This window comes from Microvirga roseola (assembly GCF_020866965.1).
GTDB lineage: Bacteria > Pseudomonadota > Alphaproteobacteria > Rhizobiales > Beijerinckiaceae > Microvirga > Microvirga roseola.
Genome location: NZ_JAJATX010000066.1, coordinates 1 through 17,953, shown reverse-complemented (window position 1 = coordinate 17,953; position 17,953 = coordinate 1). Strand labels below are relative to the sequence as shown.

Annotated in this window: 17 protein-coding genes and 5 pseudogenes; 4 read left to right on the top strand and 18 right to left on the bottom strand. The window is 59.4% G+C overall.

Going from position 1 to position 17,953, the window contains the following annotated elements:
* The first annotated feature begins 134 nt into the window (after positions 1-134).
* Positions 135-811: pseudogene (locus tag LG661_RS21610) on the top strand (IS5 family transposase).
* A gap of 29 nt (positions 812-840) precedes the next feature.
* Here LG661_RS21610 and LG661_RS21605 read toward each other — a convergent pair.
* The 4 genes and pseudogenes from LG661_RS21605 to LG661_RS21590 form a co-directional block, all read right to left on the bottom strand.
* Entirely contained in the window at positions 841-1,797 is a 957-nt protein-coding gene (locus LG661_RS21605) for a crotonase/enoyl-CoA hydratase family protein (RefSeq protein ID WP_230534082.1), read from the bottom strand.
* A gap of 334 nt (positions 1,798-2,131) precedes the next feature.
* Positions 2,132-4,293 (bottom strand): annotated as a pseudogene (locus LG661_RS21600) (EAL domain-containing protein); the annotation flags it as partial.
* A gap of 15 nt (positions 4,294-4,308) precedes the next feature.
* Entirely contained in the window at positions 4,309-4,863 is a 555-nt protein-coding gene (locus LG661_RS21595) for a PAS domain S-box protein (protein ID WP_230534080.1), read from the bottom strand.
* Positions 4,864-4,878: 15 nt separating this feature from the next.
* Positions 4,879-5,061 (bottom strand): hypothetical protein, encoded by a 183-nt coding sequence (locus LG661_RS21590; protein WP_230534079.1) that lies wholly within the window; start codon positions 5,059-5,061, stop codon positions 4,879-4,881.
* Positions 5,062-5,824: 763 nt separating this feature from the next.
* On the opposite strand from LG661_RS21590, the gene LG661_RS21585 reads away from it, so the two are divergent.
* Complete coding sequence (locus LG661_RS21585; RefSeq protein ID WP_230534078.1) at positions 5,825-6,319, top strand: YciE/YciF ferroxidase family protein; 495 nt, start codon at positions 5,825-5,827, stop codon at positions 6,317-6,319.
* A 74-nt stretch (positions 6,320-6,393) separates the two neighbouring features.
* Here the strand turns inward: LG661_RS21585 and LG661_RS21580 are convergent, their stop codons facing one another.
* The 8 genes and pseudogenes from LG661_RS21580 to LG661_RS21550 form a co-directional block, all read right to left on the bottom strand.
* Entirely contained in the window at positions 6,394-6,966 is a 573-nt protein-coding gene (locus LG661_RS21580) for a 3-keto-disaccharide hydrolase (protein ID WP_230534077.1), read from the bottom strand.
* A gap of 46 nt (positions 6,967-7,012) precedes the next feature.
* Complete coding sequence (locus tag LG661_RS21575; protein ID WP_230534076.1) at positions 7,013-7,390, bottom strand: DUF6496 domain-containing protein; 378 nt, start codon at positions 7,388-7,390, stop codon at positions 7,013-7,015.
* 72 nt (positions 7,391-7,462) lie between these two features.
* Positions 7,463-7,831 (bottom strand): DUF2934 domain-containing protein, encoded by a 369-nt coding sequence (locus LG661_RS21570; protein WP_230534075.1) that lies wholly within the window; start codon positions 7,829-7,831, stop codon positions 7,463-7,465.
* 450 nt (positions 7,832-8,281) lie between these two features.
* A complete protein-coding gene (locus tag LG661_RS21565; protein WP_230534074.1) occupies positions 8,282-8,830 on the bottom strand; it encodes a vitamin K epoxide reductase family protein in 549 nt (182 codons plus the stop codon).
* A gap of 93 nt (positions 8,831-8,923) precedes the next feature.
* A complete protein-coding gene (locus LG661_RS25535; RefSeq protein WP_407666791.1) occupies positions 8,924-9,238 on the bottom strand; it encodes an energy transducer TonB family protein in 315 nt (104 codons plus the stop codon).
* 591 nt (positions 9,239-9,829) lie between these two features.
* Entirely contained in the window at positions 9,830-10,282 is a 453-nt protein-coding gene (locus tag LG661_RS21560) for an ExbD/TolR family protein (protein ID WP_230534073.1), read from the bottom strand.
* Positions 10,282-10,968 (bottom strand): annotated as a pseudogene (locus LG661_RS21555) (MotA/TolQ/ExbB proton channel family protein). The gene LG661_RS21560 and the pseudogene LG661_RS21555 overlap by 1 nt, the downstream one beginning before the upstream one ends.
* A 261-nt stretch (positions 10,969-11,229) precedes the next feature.
* Positions 11,230-11,409, bottom strand: coding sequence for a hypothetical protein (locus tag LG661_RS21550; RefSeq protein WP_230534072.1), 180 nt, complete (start codon positions 11,407-11,409; stop codon positions 11,230-11,232).
* A gap of 86 nt (positions 11,410-11,495) precedes the next feature.
* On the opposite strand from LG661_RS21550, the pseudogene LG661_RS21545 reads away from it, so the two are divergent.
* Both LG661_RS21545 and LG661_RS25530 read left to right on the top strand, forming a co-directional pair.
* A pseudogene (locus LG661_RS21545) lies at positions 11,496-12,493 on the top strand (IS30 family transposase); the annotation flags it as partial.
* Between the two features lie 11 nt (positions 12,494-12,504).
* Positions 12,505-12,639: pseudogene (locus LG661_RS25530) on the top strand (IS30 family transposase); the annotation flags it as partial.
* Positions 12,640-13,702: 1,063 nt separating this feature from the next.
* On the opposite strand, the gene LG661_RS21540 reads toward LG661_RS25530, so the two are convergent.
* From LG661_RS21540 to LG661_RS21515, 6 genes are all read right to left on the bottom strand, one after another.
* Positions 13,703-14,518 (bottom strand): ferredoxin--NADP reductase, encoded by an 816-nt coding sequence (locus LG661_RS21540; protein WP_230534071.1) that lies wholly within the window; start codon positions 14,516-14,518, stop codon positions 13,703-13,705.
* 3 nt (positions 14,519-14,521) lie between these two features.
* Positions 14,522-14,878, bottom strand: coding sequence for a ferredoxin FdxA (gene fdxA, locus LG661_RS21535; RefSeq protein WP_230534070.1), 357 nt, complete (start codon positions 14,876-14,878; stop codon positions 14,522-14,524).
* A 254-nt stretch (positions 14,879-15,132) separates the two neighbouring features.
* The gene (locus LG661_RS21530) at positions 15,133-15,435 is read right to left on the bottom strand and encodes a DUF1330 domain-containing protein (protein WP_230534069.1); all 303 of its coding nucleotides are present in this window, start codon (positions 15,433-15,435) and stop codon (positions 15,133-15,135) included.
* A gap of 24 nt (positions 15,436-15,459) precedes the next feature.
* Positions 15,460-16,050, bottom strand: a complete 591-nt coding sequence (locus tag LG661_RS21525) for a Crp/Fnr family transcriptional regulator (protein ID WP_230534068.1) — start codon at positions 16,048-16,050, stop codon at positions 15,460-15,462.
* 294 nt (positions 16,051-16,344) lie between these two features.
* A complete protein-coding gene (locus tag LG661_RS21520) occupies positions 16,345-17,526 on the bottom strand; it encodes a (Fe-S)-binding protein (RefSeq protein WP_230534067.1) in 1,182 nt (393 codons plus the stop codon).
* Between the two features lie 12 nt (positions 17,527-17,538).
* Positions 17,539-17,889, bottom strand: coding sequence for a RidA family protein (locus LG661_RS21515; protein WP_230534066.1), 351 nt, complete (start codon positions 17,887-17,889; stop codon positions 17,539-17,541).
* Positions 17,890-17,953: the final 64 nt, after the last annotated feature.

The window sequence follows — 17,953 nt, the reverse complement described above, 5'->3', positions numbered from 1 at the left end:
AACCGCCTAACAGACGCCGCATGCTTCCCCGCCTGAAATGGCCAAGCTCCAGCTTAGAGGCTGACTGAAAAAGGTTGAGTGGCTTCAAGCCCTTGTGAGTCCGTCGGATTTGCGAAGACTCGATGGAGTTCACGATGGTATGGACCGAAGCCACTCGCCGACAGTATCGGCGAGACGGACTGCGTTATACAAGCAATCTCACCGATGCCGAATGGGCGCTGATCGAACCCTTCATGCCCGCCGCCCGGCGGATCGGCCGTCCCCGCACCACCTGTCTGCGGGCCGTGGTTGAGGCCATCCTCTATCTCGCTTCGACCGGTTGCCAATGGCGCCAGTTGCCCAAGGAGTTTCCGCCGTATTCGACCGTTCAGGGCTATTTCTATGCTTGGTCACGGGACGGCACCTTCGAGCGGATCAACCATACTCTTGTTGCTACCTCCCGCGAGAAGGCCGGCCGTGAGGCGAGCCCCTCGGCCGGCGTCATTGACAGCCAGTCAGTCAAGACAACGGAAGCCGAAGGCCTGCGCGGCTTTGATGCCGGCAAAAAGATCAAGGGGCGCAAGCGCCACATCATCACCGATACGCAAGGCCATCTCGTCGGGCTGCGCGTTCACACCGCCGACATCCAGGACCGTGATGGTGCGGTGGAGGTGCTCACCTCGATCGCCGCTGGGTGGTGGAGCGAACATTCGGCTGGCTTGGACGCTGGCGCCGATTGGCCAAGGCCTTCGAAGCCTCCATTGAAAGCGCAGTGGCCTGGGTCTTCATCGCCCATATCCGGATACTGACCAGAAGGCTTGTAAGGCCCTGAAACCAGACCGGTCTTTCTGAGTCAGACTCTTATATTGCTGAAAGGCGGCGACCCTGGGCCGCTGTTAGGCGCATCATCTTTCGCAGATCGTGTTCGCCCAATTCAAGGGCAGCATCGACCCAAATGTCGACAATGTCCCGCAACTCCTCATATGAAATAGGATCGATGCGTCGTTTGGAACGATAGATGGCCCGGTGCGCGTTGTGCTTCCGTCGGTTACGTTCCATGTACTCCCTGACAGCGATCTCACCCTCACCATCCTCAGCAAGGATATCGACGACTCCAAGGGCATGTAACTCCTCGGCAGTGTAGACCTTGCCGCTCATGATGAGCCTTTCCGCTGGCGACGTCCCAATCTTCCGCGCAAGAAAGCTGTAAGCTCCCATCCCTGGAAAGAGGTTGAAAAGCACTTCAGGCAGACCCAGCTTTGCGCTCTTTTCGGCAATCAGGACATCAAAGGACAGAGCACATTCAAATCCGCCACCAAGCGCATCTCCCTGGACGAGAGCAATCGTTACGACCGGGGTGTGGAACGCCATCGCGTTGCCATAGATGACATCGATGCATGCATAAGCGTAAGCCTGCATGCTTGCTCGATCCCCTGCTCGAATGCGATCAGCGAAGTAGGCCAAGTCACCGCCAAGATTGAACACGCCGGGAGTCTGTGACCCGAAGACGAAATACTCGAGCAGTTGCTTTTGTTCGCGGTGCCCCTCCTCCATGATCTGGCGCACCGACTCGTGAACGCAAAGCATATCCTGCAACAGCTCCATTGTTACGTTTGAGCGTGGACTTGGGCGCATGGAGGCCCAGTAGGTTTTATTTTGGAAATCGAGTTTGACGTCGATGTGCGGCAAGACAAGTTGTGTCGCTTCCTCTCGGGATGGAGCCCGCACCCGATCCGCAGGCGTCGCCATCCCCTGGTAATCACTGCGCTCAGATACAGTGATCTCTTGGTCATCGAATTTGACCAATGGGGACAGCATTCTCTCACTCCCTTGAACAGACTGGATGAGCAAGAGCGGCAATCAGATTAATCCGCGCGCTTGCCACCACATTCTCCGGCGACCTAACGTTGGGGAATGACAATGATCCATTAACCTGAATGTGTATAGTGACCGGACTTTACGCTTACAAAGTATGGTTAACTGCCTAAGGCAATCCCTAGAAAGTCGGACCACAAACTCCCGATGAAACGGTTGTCGTGCGCAATGCATTGCACGTCGACTGCGCGGTGTGCGCAATGATGTTCTTCGTATCAGCGCCTAGCCTATACTAAGCACTCCCGCGCGGCGAACGCTCGATTAGCTGACTATTAGATCACAATAGAGTCCGCGAGGAGAAGAATGCCGCCACCTCGGCAGCTGCCATCGGGTGAGCGTACAGATAGCCCTGTGCGCAATGGCACCCCATGTCTCTAAGCCGCTGCGCCTGAGCTTGTGCCTCTACTCCCTCTGCGGTGACCAGCAGATCCAAGCTCCTGCCGAGACTGATCACGGCCGCCACAATCGCCTTATCATCTGCATCCTGCTCCACGTCACGGATGAAGCTTTGATCGATCTTGAGGTGGTGACCGGAAGCTGCTTCAGGTGTGTTAGTGAAGCATATCCCGTCCCAAAATCATCCAAAGCAACTTGCACACCTCGCTTGCGGAACTTGTTGAGGGTGTCAGCGACCAATCCAGAGCGCCCCTCGAGCAGGACCTTCTCAGTCACCTCGATTTCGAAATGCTTCGAGGGAACCCTCGCCAAGGCCAGAATGCGAAGGATCTCATCGGCCAGATCCGGCTGGCTGAATTCAGCGCTCGACAGATTAACTGCGACCCGACCCGGATTGAGGCCAGAGCCTATCCACCTGCGGATATCAGAGGTGATCTTGCCGATCAGACGATTTCCCAGCGCTTTTGCAATCTCCGGATCGTCAAAGACGGCACCGAATGTCGCGGGCGTTAAAAGACCCTTATCTGGGTGGCACCAGCGGGCCAGTGCCTCAAGACCGACAGTGCGCCCCGCCGTGAGACATATCTTAGGCTGGTAGAGGGGAACGATCTGATCTCGGATGATCGCCTCACGAGCTTCTTTCCCCACAAGGAGCCGCTGCTCGGCTGCCGCTCTCATGCCCGCCGAGTACGTGACCACTTGGCCTCGACCTGTCGCCTTGGCCCGGTACAGTGCAATGTCGGCATCCCTCATCAGTTCGGTCGGGTCATAGTCATGATCCGGAAACCCGGCCACCCCAATGCTTGCCCGGCTGACAATCATTCGGCTCTCGTGAGCGAAGGGCTGGCGGAGCCGTTTCGTGATCGTCTGCGCTAGGTTGGCCGCGTGCTTGAGCTCCAGAGATTCCACGACAATGACAGCGAACTCATCACCGCCGAGACGCGCGACCGTATCGCAGTCCCGCATCATCAGGACAAGTCGAGCGGCCGTTTCCTTCAATAATGCATCTCCGGCATTATGGCCGAGCGTGTCATTGACGTCCTTGAAGTCATCCAAATCGATCAGCAGGAGACTGACGCTCGTCCCGCTCTTCTGGGCTTCGGACAAGGCTTTCTCTAAGCGGTGTTGAAACAGCAGTCGGTTCGGCAGACCGGTGAGTGCATCGTGGTTTGCGATTCGCCAGATCTCCTCCTCGGCAGCCTTGCGGTCTGTAATATCGTATGTAACGCCGACAACGCGGTTAGGTCCCGCCTTCTCGCCGCGCGAATAGAGCCAGAGCATCTTCCCGGTCGGCGATACGTAGCGAAACTCGATCGTTGCAGTGCCTGTGGCCGCGATTTGCGACATGAAGCCGTCCCGCAGCGGACGATCCTCAGGATGGATATTGTCCAACACTTCAGATGACGGCCCGGACCCGATCCCGAGAAGGCCTAGCGAGTTGTAGGAACGAGTGATATGGCCTGTCAGCAAATCCTGCTCCCAGGCGACCATGCGGGCAGCCTGCATGGCAAGCCGCAGTCGCTCCTCACTCTGTCGAAGCTGCTCCTCAGCCGTTCTCCGGTCATGAATGTCCGAGAGGCCTCCGATCCATTCCCGGATGGAGCCGTCCGGGTTCCGGATCGGGACCGCACGGGTCAGCATCCAGCGATAGTCACCATTTGCCTGCCGGACCCAGCACTCCGCCTCATAGTTCTCTCCGGCTAAGACCGCTTGCAGCCACGCCTGCTCGATCCGTGTCTGGTCATCCGGATGGATCGTGTTGACGCTCCCAAGCCCCAGATACTCGCCCTTGGTTTGACCTGTAACCTCCTGCCACCCTTTGGTCTCGGTAATCATCCCGTCCGGCGTGGCAACCCAGAGAGCGACAGAACTCGCCCGGAGGAGAGCGCGGTGCCTTTCCTCACTTTCCACGAGGGCTTGCTTATCCTGTCTCCAGTCATGGATATCCGTGCTCATGCCGAACCAGCGCTCGATTCGGCCGTGACTGTCGTAGGCCGGAATCGCGCGAGCCAGAATCCACCGGTACTCGCCAGAATGGTGGCGGAGCCGATACTCGGCCTAATATTCTTCCCCCGTCTCGAGTGAGTGGCGCCATCTTGCCAGAGTCTGCTCCCTGTCATCCGGATGGGCGACGGTGTTCCAACCTTCACCGTTGATGGAGCCCGGAGCCGCCCCCGTGAACTCGTAGTAGTGTCGGTTCGGGTGCTCCTGCGTTCCGTCTGCGCTGGCGACCCATGTCATATGCGGCATGGCATCGATAGTAGCGGTGAGCTCCTTTTCTCTCTGTACAAGGACGGTGTTGTCCCGCCTGAGATTGAGTTCCCGCATGACGGCTCGAGCCAGTGCCCGAAGAGCTCTGATCTGGCCTTGCGTCAGCCCCTCCGGGCGGGCCTTGGAGTCAGCGACACAAAGGGTTGCGAGCGGCAGACCATCCTCTGTCCTTAAGACCGCGCCTGCATAGAAGTGCGGCTGTATTTCGCCTCCGGCTGAAAGGATATGTCTGAAGCGATGGTCTTTCCCAACATCGGGGATGACCAGCAGATCAGGACAATGGATTGCTGCTGCGCAAAACGAAACGTCGAGTGGGGTCTCCCGGACATGGAATCCGACCATGGCCTTGAACCATTGTCAGCTGCCATCGACGAAGGCAACTGCCGCATATGGCGTATCGCAAACCTCAGCAGCGATCTGGGCGACTTCATCGAAAGCGAGCTCCGGCCCAGTGTCCAGGATTTCATAGCTACGAAGGGCTGCTAGGCGCTCAGCTTCCACCCATTTGGAGGAGCGCCTGCCGCCGGCATTTTGTTGCATGATTATCCCCGCGGCAGATTTTTGATTCTTGTTCAGGTCCTGCCTGTCGCCGCTCTCAAGGATAAGTAAAGAGGGGCCGATGTCTTCCTGTATCGGCAGTTAAGCCTAACGCTCGGGAAACAGCGTACTGCCTCAAACATCTAACGAAACCAAGCTACTGAAATCCTATTGCATCAGACAAAGGTCGGGCCATCAGGTCCGGCAACAACAGGTCACAGTTCCCGCCTTGGCGCGACCTTGGCAGGGCGTTCTTTCGACAGCTCCCGCAGCATCAGCGCCAGCCGCGCTGCCTATGCTTCCTGCTGTTCCGGCTGCCGCCTTTGCCCTATGACACAGCAGCCTGAATGCGCAGTTTGTTCTACAAACGGACCACACCCCAAGACCGCATCGGTTAGGTCCTCGGCCCTGCGTTTGCCCTCCCGCCAGCTGACGGCACCACTCGGAGGCATTGACCGTAACAGCCTTTATGCAATCCGCGGAACAACGTCGAATTGCATGAGTTCACTTCGTCTATGGGCCGGCTCTGGAGGTAACGTGATGAGCGTGAATAGCCTCAACACCCTCCATAAAACGCTTCACGAGCACCGACTTGCGGTCCGGCGGTCGGGATGCAGATCTGCCCGAGTATGCCTGTCCGACAGGACGCACGAGACAGAGAGCGTTACGGCTTCGGAGATCCCAGACAGTAGAAGTGGACCTCCCCTGCTCACGGTTGCGGAATGGTCTGAGGATCGGCGAATGCACTCTTGGGAACGAGACCAGCATGAAAGTCGATGATTTCCTAAAGATGTATGTGAGCGAGCTACAGGAGCTGCGTTCCGTCGAGGCGCAGCTGATCGGTGCTTTGCCAGGAATGGTACAGATGGCAGTTCATCCCGAGCTCAAGCACCTTCTCGAGACCCACCTTGAGGAGACCCGGTCCCAGCAAGATCGGCTGGACGAAATCCTACGCCGGCACGGCGCCGAGCCGCGTGAACATGTCGATCAATCCATGCAGGCCATTCTGCGCGAGGCGGAGAAATGGGCGGGAATGATTCAGGATCAGGACCTGCGCGATGCCGGACTGATCGCCTCGGCGCAACGGGTGGAGCACTACGAAATCGCCGTATACGGCTCTCTCGCCAGATGGGCAAAGCAGCTCGGCCTGGATGAGGACCTTCGTACCCTGCATGCCATTCTCGAGGAAGAGAAACATTCGGACGAGAACTTGACGGGTCTCGCAAAGCGGATCGTCAATCCGGATGCGGCTACTTCATAGGTCTGCCGATTCGTGTACGAGCAAAAGGCAGGTTTGCCTGGCGTTATACCTGGTTCAGACGCCTGGAAGGACATCTAGTCCTTCTGTGCCGTCAACGGCGTGACGCTCAGGTTTCGAAACTGCACGGCAGAACCCTCATGGTGACACTGCAAACCGATATGGCCGCGCATCTCGCGGGAGGCGTCCTCGAGCCTAGATATGTTCTCCCCATTCAGATCCACCGAGATGCATGACCCACTCGCGGTCACCTCGAATGCGTTCCAGACCCCAACCGGCGTAGAGTTCCGGCGGAAGGCGGGAGCCAGCTTGTATAGAGCTCCGGTCCGATAAAGCGGGCTGTTCAGGACGTTCCTCTCCGGATCGAGCCCGCGATCATCGATCTGAACCTCGTAGCCTCGCTCAATTGCCGGCTGAGGATTGTCGAGCAAAGGCGGGGACCGCAGGAAAACCCCGGAATTGTCCTCTTGACCGGTGGTGCGCCAATCCACCGTGAGAACGAAGTCGTCGAAGCTTTCGTTTGCGTACCAGAATAGACCCGAACCGCCATGGCTCTCGATCACTCCCTCAGCAATCTGACGGAACCCGCCAGGCCCAGCCATGCGCCAGCCGGCAAGATCGGGTGCCAGAAGTTGCAGCCTTCGAGCCATGATCAAGACTTTCTAGGATCTGCCGAACCAACTGGTGTCCTCGTTCTCAGTGGCGGAGAATGCGCTCGAGTTCACTTTTCGACTTCCTCGAGCGGCCCGGGATGCGGCGATGTTTGGCTTCGTCATAGAGCTCCGCCTTTGTTCTCCCACTGCGGGCCCGGTTACGGGATGTCTCCTTGCCTTCAGCTCTTGACTCGGCCGTTTTGCCCCGGCGCTCCCTTGCCTTCGTCCGGCGCAAGTTTTCCCGGTTCGCCTGGGGAGATTCCTGGTTCGAGGCTCCTGCTTCGTGGAGAGCAATGGCAATTGCCTGCTTCGGGTTCTGGACCTTGGGGCCGTTTCCACGAATCCGCAGTTTACCATGCTTGTACTCGTGCATCACGCGCTCGACAGTTTCCTTTTGTGCTTTTGTTTGGTGGCGGGCCATCCTCTTGCTCCACTGCTTGAACCCATAGAAACGACGGCGTCTGCAGCCTCTCGGCCGCACTTCCTCCATTCACTAGCTCGTCCGCTTTCGCCGTGACTTCTGGGGGCGTTTGTTCTCCTCCGCAGTTTGGCTGTCGACAGTTGCAAACGCATCGACAACAGCTGCGGGAGGTGCATCCTCCACAGTCGCTTCTGAGCGCTCCTGCGACAGCTCGCCGAGTTCCCGCTCGGCGCTGTACCAGTGGTCTTGCGGATCTCCAGAGCGCCCCTCCCGCTCCCAGATTTCACAGGCTCTCTCGCGGATCATCTCCTCGCTCGGCTTGCCTTGCTCTTGTGGAGGATTGCTGTCCCTCGAACTGTCAAGCACCTGCCGACCCAGATCGAGTCCAATGCGCGGCGCTGCATCCGGTCCGTTTTTATCCTCAGCCATGATTCCATCCAAACTTGTTGATTCTTGCTTTAATGTCGGACACCCGGACAAGTTTCCGGCCACACGGTGAGGTTCGTGCCGGAGGCAGAAATAGCTCCGCTACCGGACTGGGCATCTCTCGGAACCAGGTGTCGAGCCCTCCGTTGGCTTGCTGTTGATCCACGCTGCGACCACAGCAGGATGGAGGGTACAAAATGAAGCGCTCGGAATATGACAAGCAGGGACTCGGACCCGAGGATTCGCAGAAGGCCAAGCATGGCGGCAATCGCGCGGGCCATCACACAGAAGACATCGGATGACCAGTCCAAGAAGAGCAGCCAAGCCGCCGGAAAGGATCCACACCGGGGCAGCCGCTGACCCGTCCTGGTCGAGCGCTGCCCCTTTGGACACGCGTTCTACACGTGTGTCTCGGATTGCGAGCGGCCGCCTATCGGTGGTCTCCACCGATGTGGCCGCCGACTGTCACCCACGCTGCTCCTTTCTCCCGCTGATCACCCGGGTCGTCTCCGGAAGGGTAAGCGCAAAGGTCGCGAAATGTGTGAGAGCATCCACAACACAATAGGGGCACCATGCCTTATCCACGTAGGGCATCTGGTGGAACAGATATTTGGCTGCAACTGCCGCCTGTGCGCCAGAGGAAACCGTCGCTAAAACCGGCAGCCAGGGGCGGTCCTCGTAGCGTTGCGGTGGACCTGCAGCAGCCATCGCCAGATTCGCAGCATGCATTCCGAGCGCCAGCGGCCCGTCCGGCATGCCGTAGCTGTAAGCCTCTTTGGAGGAATTGACCCTCTCGGTGTCGAAGCGTGGGCGTCGAACCGGCGGATCCGGCAGACGCTTGATGATCCCGGTCTGGAACAGAGTCACGGCGGCCATGCTGGCCATGCCGATGAGCGAAACGCTCACAATGGCGCGCCGGTATCTCATCTCGCGCCCGCGATCATTTTGGATCCGGTCGCGCAACTGCCTTGGACTCAGGCCAGGGCTCGTCGCTTCCATCAGATACTCGCGCATCCTGACCTCCTCCTGCTTTGAGGCCTAATGCGCTGACAGCCACGCTGTTCCCTTTGAATGGTTTATAGAAGGAACTCTCTTCCCTCATTTTCCTCAGCGCAGGTCGAATTGCAGAGGTACCGTGTAGGTTAGCTCCTGCACTGTATCTGATGGCGGAGGAAGGCTGGTTCCCGGAACTACAGTGGCAAGCGCAGCTTGGTCGAGGACTCCGCTCCCTGTGCTCCGCACCAGGAATGCGCTGACGACCCGTCCGGACCTCGTCATAGTGAAACGGACAATCGCAGTTCCAGAAGCTCCCTGCACCTGTGCAACTCGCGGGTAGCGGAAGCGGCGGCGCAGTGCCGAGGACAGCTGCGTGCGATACCGGTTCAACGCATTCGGATCGGCCGACGCCGCTGCTCCGCCCATATTTTCACGGGATGAACTCGCCTGCCCTTTCTGCTCGACGGATGGCGCCGCTCTCCGCACTACGGCCGGACGCCGGGCGGGAGGGGGCTTGCGCTCAACCTTCTTTGGCTCAGGCTCCTGCTTCTGAGTTTTTGCAACGACGGCCGCTTCCGGGGCTGGAATTGCCGTCACCACTTCCTCCTCAGAAGCTTCTGTCGCTTCGATAGGCGCCGCTTCGGGAAGTATGGCTTCTGCAGTTTGCTCGGGTGGAACACTCTCGCTCACCTCCTCCACCGAGTTCGGCTGCTCCGTCAATTCCATAGCCTCCGTGACCCCTTCGGGAAGAAGGTCCTCGACGACCACTGGATCGGGCGGTTGAACGGGAACAGCCTGGGGCGCCTGGATTGCATTGACAGGCTCCGCAACTCCCAGAGCGGGGGCGAGATCGACCATAATCTCCTGTTCTCCGGGCGCGCTATCGGCGCTCTTCGGAGGCCAGAAGACAGCGGCAGCTACAACTCCGGAATGAAGAGCGAGCGCCACCAGGAAGGCGATGCCAAGATACCCCTGACCTCCGCCTGCTCCACCACTAGGGGGGATAGGAACATGGCTCTAAATGTCACTGTTCAGCACTTCCCCGGGTGCTTGTGCAATCATCGAGACCTTGCTGAAGCCAGCAGCGCTGATTTGTCCCATGATCTCGATGATACGTCCATAGGAAACGCTCCGGTCTCCACGTACAAGCACGACCTGGCCCGGGTCCTGAGCTGCAAGCTCCTTGAGACGCGTGACCACCGTCTCACGCAGAAGCGGCTCCTTGTCGAGGTAGGGCTCCCCATTTTCGTCAGTGCTGATGACGATGGGCTTCTTCGGCTGCTTCATTTTGGGAGCCGCCATCTTCGGCAACTGTACAGGGACGCCGGCAGTCATGAGGGGAGCTGCCACCATGAAGATGATGAGCAGCACCAGCATCACGTCGACGAGCGGCGTAACGTTGATATCGGACAGAGGAGCCGCGCCGTATTCGTCGTCCAATTCGCTCGATCGGAGTGGTCCGATACCCATTATTCAGCAGCCTCTGTCCGGAGATGGGGCTTGCGGTCCCTGGCGAGGCGGTCGCCGAGTGTTGTGATGCCGGCAGCGAAGGATTGCTGCACGCGACCGATATCGGTCGTTAGCTTGTTGTAGGCAATGACAGCCGGGATGGCCGCAACAAGGCCGATGGCAGTTGCGAACAGGGCCTCGGCAATGCCAGGGGCAACGGCCGAAAGGCTCGTGTCCTGGCTTTTCGCGATGGCGGAGAACGAGTTCATGATGCCCTAAACGGTGCCGAATAGGCCGATGAAGGGCGCAGCGGACCCGGTTGTGGCGAGAAAGGCCAGACCGGGCTGAAGCCGGCGCATATCGACTGCAAGGGCAGCCCGCATGGCGCGCTCGATCCTGTCGCGCCGCTCGGCTCTGCTTTCGGAAGCATCCTGGTCACGCCAGGCTTCATGGCCAGCCGCCACGATGCGTCCTGCCGGACCGGGTAGTTGCGGATGAAGCCTATCACCCGCTTGCGCGGCTTCCTCAAAAACGCGCGCCTGACGCCGCACCGACGAAAGACGCAGCAGCTTGTCGAAGATGATCGTCCAGCACCCAAGCGAACTCAGGACGAGCAGAATCATGACGCCCTTGACGATCGGATCCGCCTGAAGAAACAGGCTGAGGAAGGACATCTCATGCGGAGCGGCGGCGGCAATCTCGTTCATCGTGGATCTCACTTCTCGAAGGATACATTGGAAACCTTCGACGCAGTGTCGATAGCTGATAGACATTCCTCCCTGGCGCTCGTGCGTCCATCGCAGGTCATCACGTCATTGAGGAGAATTCGTCCGAAACGGGGACAGGCCAACCCCGGAAAGTCGAAGAGCTTGACGAGCGTCTTCTTTCCCGGAAGCGGGCCCAACTCGACTGCCAGGCGCTTGGCAGCAACCCCATCCGTATCGAGGGCGAACAGGTCGAGCTTCAGGCTACGCCAGCCCCCCTTCCCAATTATTGATCAGGAAATAGGCCGGGCAGTTCTCCCCTGCAGGTTCCAGCCTGTTGAGTTCGATACTGAGCTTTCCTTCCTGCGCCTGCCCAGGAACGGCAAACGTCATGTTGGAGGCCAGGAAGGGCAGCAGCAGCGCCAGCGCGTGTTTCTTCAGCATCTACCATTCCGATGCTTTCATGGGGCTGGATTCTAATCTGAAGTGCGAAAGGCGTTACAGAGTAAGGCTTTGCACGAGGACCCTGGATGAAGCCACCCTACACTCACCTGAGCCTGGATGAGCGCCGCGAGCTGTTCCGACTGCGCTCCGCCAAGATCCCAATGCGGGTCATTGCCCAACGTCTGAACCGCCATCCTTCGACCCTCTATCGTGAGGTCAAGCGGAATTGGTTTCAGGATGAGGAGCCGCTGTACCGCGGCTACTTTCATGTCGCCGCCCACGCGATGGCGCACAGCCGGCGCGCTCGCCTGGGCAAGCTTTCTCGCAATCAGCCTCTGGCCGCCTATGTGGTTGAGCGGCGGCAGGCCGCCTGGTCCCCGGAGCAGATTGCCGGGCGGTTGCAGATCGAGCCTGCAGGCCCGGGCAGCGTCACGCACGAGACAATCTACGCGTTCGTCTACAGCCCCCACGGCAAAGCTCTCAGGCTGTTCCGGCATCTGCCGATGACCCGCCAGCGCCGACGAACCCGGTACACCCGCAAGCCGCGGGGTCTCACCATCCCGCTTGAGAACACTATTGAGCTGCGTCCGCCGGAGATCGCAGCCCGCACGAGCTTCGGACATTGGGAAGGTGATCTGATGATGTTCCGCAGGGAGCTGGGTCAGCACAACCTGACCTCGCTGGTGGAGCGTCAGAGCCGCTACACGATCCTGACCCGCAATCCGGACCGGAATGCCATTGGAGTGGTGGCCGGGGTGATTAGCAAGCTGAAGGCCCTGCCCGCCTCGGCCCGGCAATCGGTGACCTTCGATCGCGGCACCGAGTTCGCCCGCTACCGCTGCTCAAGAGCAAGCTTGGGATGGACAGCTACTTCTGCAAGCCACAGGCGCCGTGGCAGAAAGGCTCGGTGGAGAACACCAATGGCCGGGTTCGCCGTTTTCTGTCGCGGGACACGGACATTGCTGCTTTGCCTGAGGAGGCCCTGCTTGAGATCTGTGATCGGCTCAACGGGACACCGCGCAAGTGCCTGGGCTATCGCACACCGGAAGAGGTCCTGATGAGTTTTCTGGATCCTGGACTGCCGGGGCTGTNGAGATCTGTGATCGGCTCAACGGGACACCGCGCAAGTGCCTGGGCTATCGCACACCGGAAGAGGTCCTGATGAGTTTTCTGGATCCTGGACTGCCGGGGCTGTGCAGTCCTGATCAGCTCCGCCCCGGCAGTCCCTGACCGAATGAGGACCGATGATCCCCGAACCGTCGCACTTCGGCTTGATTCCACAGGGTTTGGTACCAGCAGGCCATGGACCGCGGTGTTCGATACGCCTCTGCAATGCGTCCACTCGTGCAGCCGCGGCGAAGACAACTGCATTCAGATCGGTATCGATTTCTTCGCCTGTCGGTGTATTTTCCGCGCCATCTGCTTGCTCATGTAGCGGGGAACAGCGGGCACAGCGAATGAATCCAATGAGGCTTTTCTCGCCTGAGGTCGCCCGGCCGCAAGTCGCCGGCATGAAGTGCCAATCGCTCCTCTGAGCGCGACGGACCGCGCGTATAACGCCTGTCATGGCCGCAACGAACTGCGGCCCTTCAAGCGGGCCGAGGATACGCTCCGCGGCATCATGGGCGGCATCCCAGCAAACGACATCGCTCGTCATGTAACCGGCCGCAACGAAGCGCAGGACAGCAAGCGCCAGGGCCTCGGCATCGTCCATGCAGCAATCGGCCATCGGATACAGATAGGTTCGACCTTGATGGCACACGGCTTCGCCGGGAGAGTAGGCGCGCGCCGCAGCGTGCGCCTCAAGCGAATGCGGGCACGCACTTTCCTGTCTGCGAAGCAGCATAGCCATGGATTTTCCAATCACACATGGTTCAAGGCCAAGCGGCTGGATGGGAGCCGGAAACCGGCTGCGGTTACGTGCTTATTAACAAGTGCAATGTTCTACGGTCAATTACGCAGTGTAACATCAGATCTATTCTAAAGTACCTCCTATGCCACTGTCTTAACGAGCATTTTATATTCTTTTTAGAATTTCCAGAATACGATTTCTAATCATTGAATTAGCCAAGCGAGGGCCGAGAGCGGTCATTCGCCAGTGATATAAGCGCTCATAGGCCTGTATCGATCAACAGCAGTTCCGGCAGATCTTGCTTCATACATCCTGGGGGATAGCGCAGTTTGAAAGGCCTCAGACCACTCTTGCCAAGCAGTCTGAGGCCTCAATGCGCGAATTCTCGATCCGCATCGCTGTACCGGCTTAACAGTTGGTGCGAAGCGTTTCATGCAATCTTCAAAGAGGTTGCATGCCTTCACCCACAAACGCCTTCTCGACGACGAAGTCGCCGGGGCGACTGTTGCTGCCTTCGTCCAAACCGGAGGATTTGCAGATCTGCATCAGGTCGGTGTTGAGTTCCATCGATCCGCAGATCATCACCCGATCAACCTCCTTGGTCCAGGAGGCAAAGCCAAGTCGATTGAAGATGTCTCCGGTGCGGATGTGATCGGTGATCCGGCCCATGCGCGGCGACTCTTCGCGAGTGCTGGTCGGGTAGTAATGCAGCCTGCCGCCGCAGGCTTCTCCGACGAGAGGATCGTCGGGCAGAGACTCGACCACGAGGCGACCGTAGGCGAGTTCGTCCTTGGTGCGGCAGGTATGGGCGAGAACGACGTCCTCGTAGCGCTCCCAGGTCTCCGGATCCCTCAAAAGGGAGCAGAAGGGGGCAACACCCGTTCCACTGCAGATCATCCAGAGCCGCTTGGCAGGAAGGAGGCCGTCGAGCACCAGCGTGCCCACAGCCTTCGGACGGACGATGATCTGGTCCCCCACCTCGATTCTCTGCAGGCGCGACGTGAGCGCGCCGCCTGGAACCTTGATCGAATAGAATTCGAGGTCATCATCCCAGGCAGGCGAGGAGATGGAATAGGCGCGCAGCAGGGGCTTTCCCTCGGCGTCGGGAAGGCCGATCATCACGAACTCGCCGGAGCGGAACCGCAGCGAACGGGGCCGCGTGACGCGGAACGAGAAATTGCGTTCTCCGAAATGCCTGAGGGAGGTGACCGTTTCCAGATCTTCGACGGCAGTCTTGCTCGACTCTGTCAAACTCATCGTTCACACCTGTTCCGGACGGGCTGAGGGCTGGGCGGGTTGGGGCAGGAAGTGCTCGTTAAACTTTCTAGCCTTGCCATTCAAGGCGTCAGCGGTCGGCAAGGGGTCCTTCGCGGCAACGATTCGCGGCCACAGGGCCGCATACTCCCTGTTGGGGGCCTGCCACTGGGCCGATCCGGGCTGGATATCGGCCATAATCGCGTTTGCAGGGCATGAGGGTTCGCAGACCCCGCAGTCGATGCACTCGTCCGGGTCGATCACCAGCATGTTCGGGCCTTCGCGAAAGCAGTCGACCGGGCACACCGAAACACAGTCCGTATATTTGCAGCCGATGCAGTTTTCCGTAACGACATAGGCCATCCGTCACTCCTGTCTTACTCTTGGAGGCACGGATGACCCAGTTTTGCTCCCCCGTCTGTTAACAAATGAACTGATCCGCCCCGCAGCGCTCTCCCAGGCAAAACCTGTGCCGATCATTTGAGACCAGACGTAGGCGCCGTCATTGATCGGGCTCAAAAAGCCGCCGTCCCCGAAGCGTCCGTCCATCAGGAGGAGGAGCTTCGAAGCACGGCTCATTCGACCTTAAGAAGCCGAAACCTCTTTGAGTCCGGCTCTTACGTCAGATTTGCAGGAAATTGGCGGACGAGGAGGACTGTTGCCTCCGCACCGGCCCGCCGGTCGCGTGCAATCGCGCTGTATTCCGGAGAGTTCTGAAACCTCAGGGCTTCCTCCCCCGAGGGGAAGCCGAGCACGACGACCTTGTCCCGCTCCCAGGCTCCCTCCAGGAGGCGCGGCTCTTCGTCTGCAACCAGAAGCCTGCCGTTGAACTGTGCAAAGACGCCGTGAAACGCCTCCTGGTAGCGGCGGTAGGATGCACGATCCGTGAATTTCAGTTGTGCGATGATATAGACGCCCATTCGCTTCCCCCGGATTTTCCTGTCTTATCTGTCGGCATTCTGAAGTTCGGCCACCGCCTTGGCCAGCAGCCCGGTATCGGGAATGGTGAGCCGGCCGCGGGTTTTCGTCAGGAGCCCGCGGCGCTCGAACTCGGCCAACGTGAGTCCGACCCAGGTCCGGCTGGGGCCGATCATCTTTCCCAGTTCCTCGTGCGATAGCCCTACGACCTCGCATCGAGACCGCTCCACCCCGCTCGCGGCCGGCTTGGCGAGCCGAAGCAGGGTGGAGCCGAGCCGGGCCGAGGCCGGATCGAGCGCCATCGGGACGCTTCGCTCGATGCTCTCGAGGGCCAGCATCGCCAGAAGTTCGAGAATGTTGGCCTGGAGTTTCGGCACCGCCTCCATGCACCTGAAAAAGTCCGCCCTGCGGATGACGGAAGCCATTACCCGATCGATGGCCTGCCCGGGAAGGACGTTCGGGCGGTTGAGAACGAGGGATGCAAGCCCCAGCAGGGTGCCGCTGGCACAGATGCCGAAGGTGAACTCGCTTCCGTTCTCACGGGTCTGGTAGAGTTGCACCCGACCCTCGCGGATGACGAAGAGGCGATCGCTGGGTTCGGTCTCCCGAAAGAGCACTTCCCGGGCTCAAACCGTGCCGTGTTGAGAATGGACTGAACGGCCTTCAATCCCTCCTCATCCAAGCCGCGAATGGTGAGGTCCCATTTGGGAGAGACCGCAACAGGATGGCTCACGTCCGGTTATCCCCTCTTGCCAATACTCCTGCCACCCCTACTAGACCGCATCCGCCGAGGCATTTGCGAAACATTCTAGCCCACCTTTGAACTCGGCGGAGGAAAAATCTGCGGGGCTAGCCCGATGAGCCATTCCCGATCGAGAGTCAGCCCGTTGGCCGCCAGGAGGGGTGCCGCCTCATCGACGATCAGCTCCCAGTCGTTCAGGAGCCGGAAGCCCTTCAGCGCATCCTTGTGCGGCATCTCGCCCATGGCCTGGACGATCAGGATCCGTAAAGCTCAGCACCTCGAAGTCGAGCCCGATGCATTCCTTGAGAAAGATGCTGTGGCAGCCATGGAAAAGCGTTATCAGCGCATCCGCCTTGTGATCCTGCGTCCGCCGGATCAGATGGGCATGCTCGCGAGCGGCAAGTTCCGGGGTCTTGCTGGAGCCGGAGCCGCCGCAGGTGTAGCTCGACTCCATGACCGTCTCGACGACCTCCAGTCCGGGAATCGCATTGAGAATTGCCTCCACATTCTGGGTGATCTGCAGGCTGCCGACGTGACCGTGAAGCACCACGCGCCTTTTGATCGGCGTGGTGAAGAGAGAGGGGCGTGTACGGACCTCAGCGGCGATGTAGTCCGTCACATGGTCGAACTGGAGATCGGCATTGACGAAGCCGTTGAGACTCTCGGTGAGGTGCAGGGCACAGGTCGGGCACCAGCTCAGAATCTTCTCGGCGCGCGACGATCCGAAACGCCTCACCGCATTCTCGGTGACCCGCTGCCCTGTCGCGAGCTTCCCTTCCCATTTGGAACCGATCACACCGCAGCACGAGGAGGGGCCACCGACTACGTCATAGCTGACATCAAGAGCATCGAGTACGTACATGGTGTTGAAGAGCAGGTGCGGCGTCCTCAGAGCATTGCAGCCGGTATAGAAGACCACTTCAGGATTGGTCGTGCGCGAGGATACGAGCAGTCGCTTGAATTCCTCCGGAACGAGCTGCATGGCGACCATGATCTTGATCGCCCGCGACATCTTCTTGAAAAGCTCCGGCGTCCGCGTCTCCCGCTCCGACTGCCGGGTTCCGGCGATCATGAGCATCTTGCGGGGGTTGACGTTCTCCGGGCAGGCCTCGATGCACAAGCCGCAGCCGTTGCATGCGTTCAGCCAGTCGGATGAGGCTTTGGGCAGATCCGTCCCAGGATCACGAAGCAGATCAAGGATGCCGACGACGACGGCGCGTGGTTCTTCGTCACCCGCAGAGGTGTAAGGAACGACGGGACAGACCCGCACGCACTCGCCGCAGCTTGTGCAGGCATCCAGGATCCCGGAAGCCTCATCGCAGAAGAACCGATCAAGGGCAATGCCGGACATCGACCGCCTCGGTCACTCGTTGGGAAGGTGGGCGATGGCTTCGATCTCGACCATCATTTCGGGATCGATCAGCCTCGAGACCTCGACCAATGTGGCAGCCGGCCGGTCGACGAAATAAGGCCAGCGCACGTTGCGGGTGGCTTCGTCGAAATGCTGAATGTCCGTGACGTAGATCGTGTATTTGATCACCTGGTCGAACTTGGCACCGACATGCTCAAGGATATCGGAGAGATTGTTGAAGCATTGCTGCACCTGGGCCACCACATCCCCCGGTCCTACGATCTTCCCGGACCGGTCACGCGCCGTGATCCCGGCCGTGTGCAGATAGCGTCCGGACGAGACGACCCCGAGCGAGAATGGCACCGTATCCTCGAAGGGTTTTCCTAGGCTCAGGACTCGTTAATTGAGGTATCAGGACTCGTTGATT

What these genes read in the sequence shown, in the direction of transcription:
- LG661_RS21565 (WP_230534074.1), bottom strand. Translation starts at nt 8,830, where the DNA reads ATGCGCGAGTATCTGATGGAAGCGACGAGCCCTGGCCTGAGTCCAAGG.
- LG661_RS21575 (WP_230534076.1), bottom strand. Translation starts at nt 7,390, where the DNA reads ATGGCCCGCCACCAAACAAAAGCACAAAAGGAAACTGTCGAGCGCGTG.
- LG661_RS21595 (WP_230534080.1), bottom strand. Translation starts at nt 4,863, where the DNA reads ATGGTCGGATTCCATGTCCGGGAGACCCCACTCGACGTTTCGTTTTGC.
- LG661_RS21520 (WP_230534067.1), bottom strand. Translation starts at nt 17,526, where the DNA reads ATGTCCGGCATTGCCCTTGATCGGTTCTTCTGCGATGAGGCTTCCGGG.
- LG661_RS25535 (WP_407666791.1), bottom strand. Translation starts at nt 9,238, where the DNA reads ATGGGCGGAGCAGCGGCGTCGGCCGATCCGAATGCGTTGAACCGGTAT.
- fdxA (WP_230534070.1), bottom strand. Translation starts at nt 14,878, where the DNA reads ATGGCCTATGTCGTTACGGAAAACTGCATCGGCTGCAAATATACGGAC.
- LG661_RS21540 (WP_230534071.1), bottom strand. Translation starts at nt 14,518, where the DNA reads ATGAGTTTGACAGAGTCGAGCAAGACTGCCGTCGAAGATCTGGAAACG.
- LG661_RS21560 (WP_230534073.1), bottom strand. Translation starts at nt 10,282, where the DNA reads ATGGGTATCGGACCACTCCGATCGAGCGAATTGGACGACGAATACGGC.
- LG661_RS21580 (WP_230534077.1), bottom strand. Translation starts at nt 6,966, where the DNA reads ATGGCTCGAAGGCTGCAACTTCTGGCACCCGATCTTGCCGGCTGGCGC.
- LG661_RS21585 (WP_230534078.1), top strand. Translation starts at nt 5,825, where the DNA reads ATGAAAGTCGATGATTTCCTAAAGATGTATGTGAGCGAGCTACAGGAG.
- LG661_RS21590 (WP_230534079.1), bottom strand. Translation starts at nt 5,061, where the DNA reads ATGCAACAAAATGCCGGCGGCAGGCGCTCCTCCAAATGGGTGGAAGCT.
- LG661_RS21530 (WP_230534069.1), bottom strand. Translation starts at nt 15,435, where the DNA reads ATGGGCGTCTATATCATCGCACAACTGAAATTCACGGATCGTGCATCC.
- LG661_RS21605 (WP_230534082.1), bottom strand. Translation starts at nt 1,797, where the DNA reads ATGCTGTCCCCATTGGTCAAATTCGATGACCAAGAGATCACTGTATCT.
- LG661_RS21550 (WP_230534072.1), bottom strand. Translation starts at nt 11,409, where the DNA reads ATGCTGAAGAAACACGCGCTGGCGCTGCTGCTGCCCTTCCTGGCCTCC.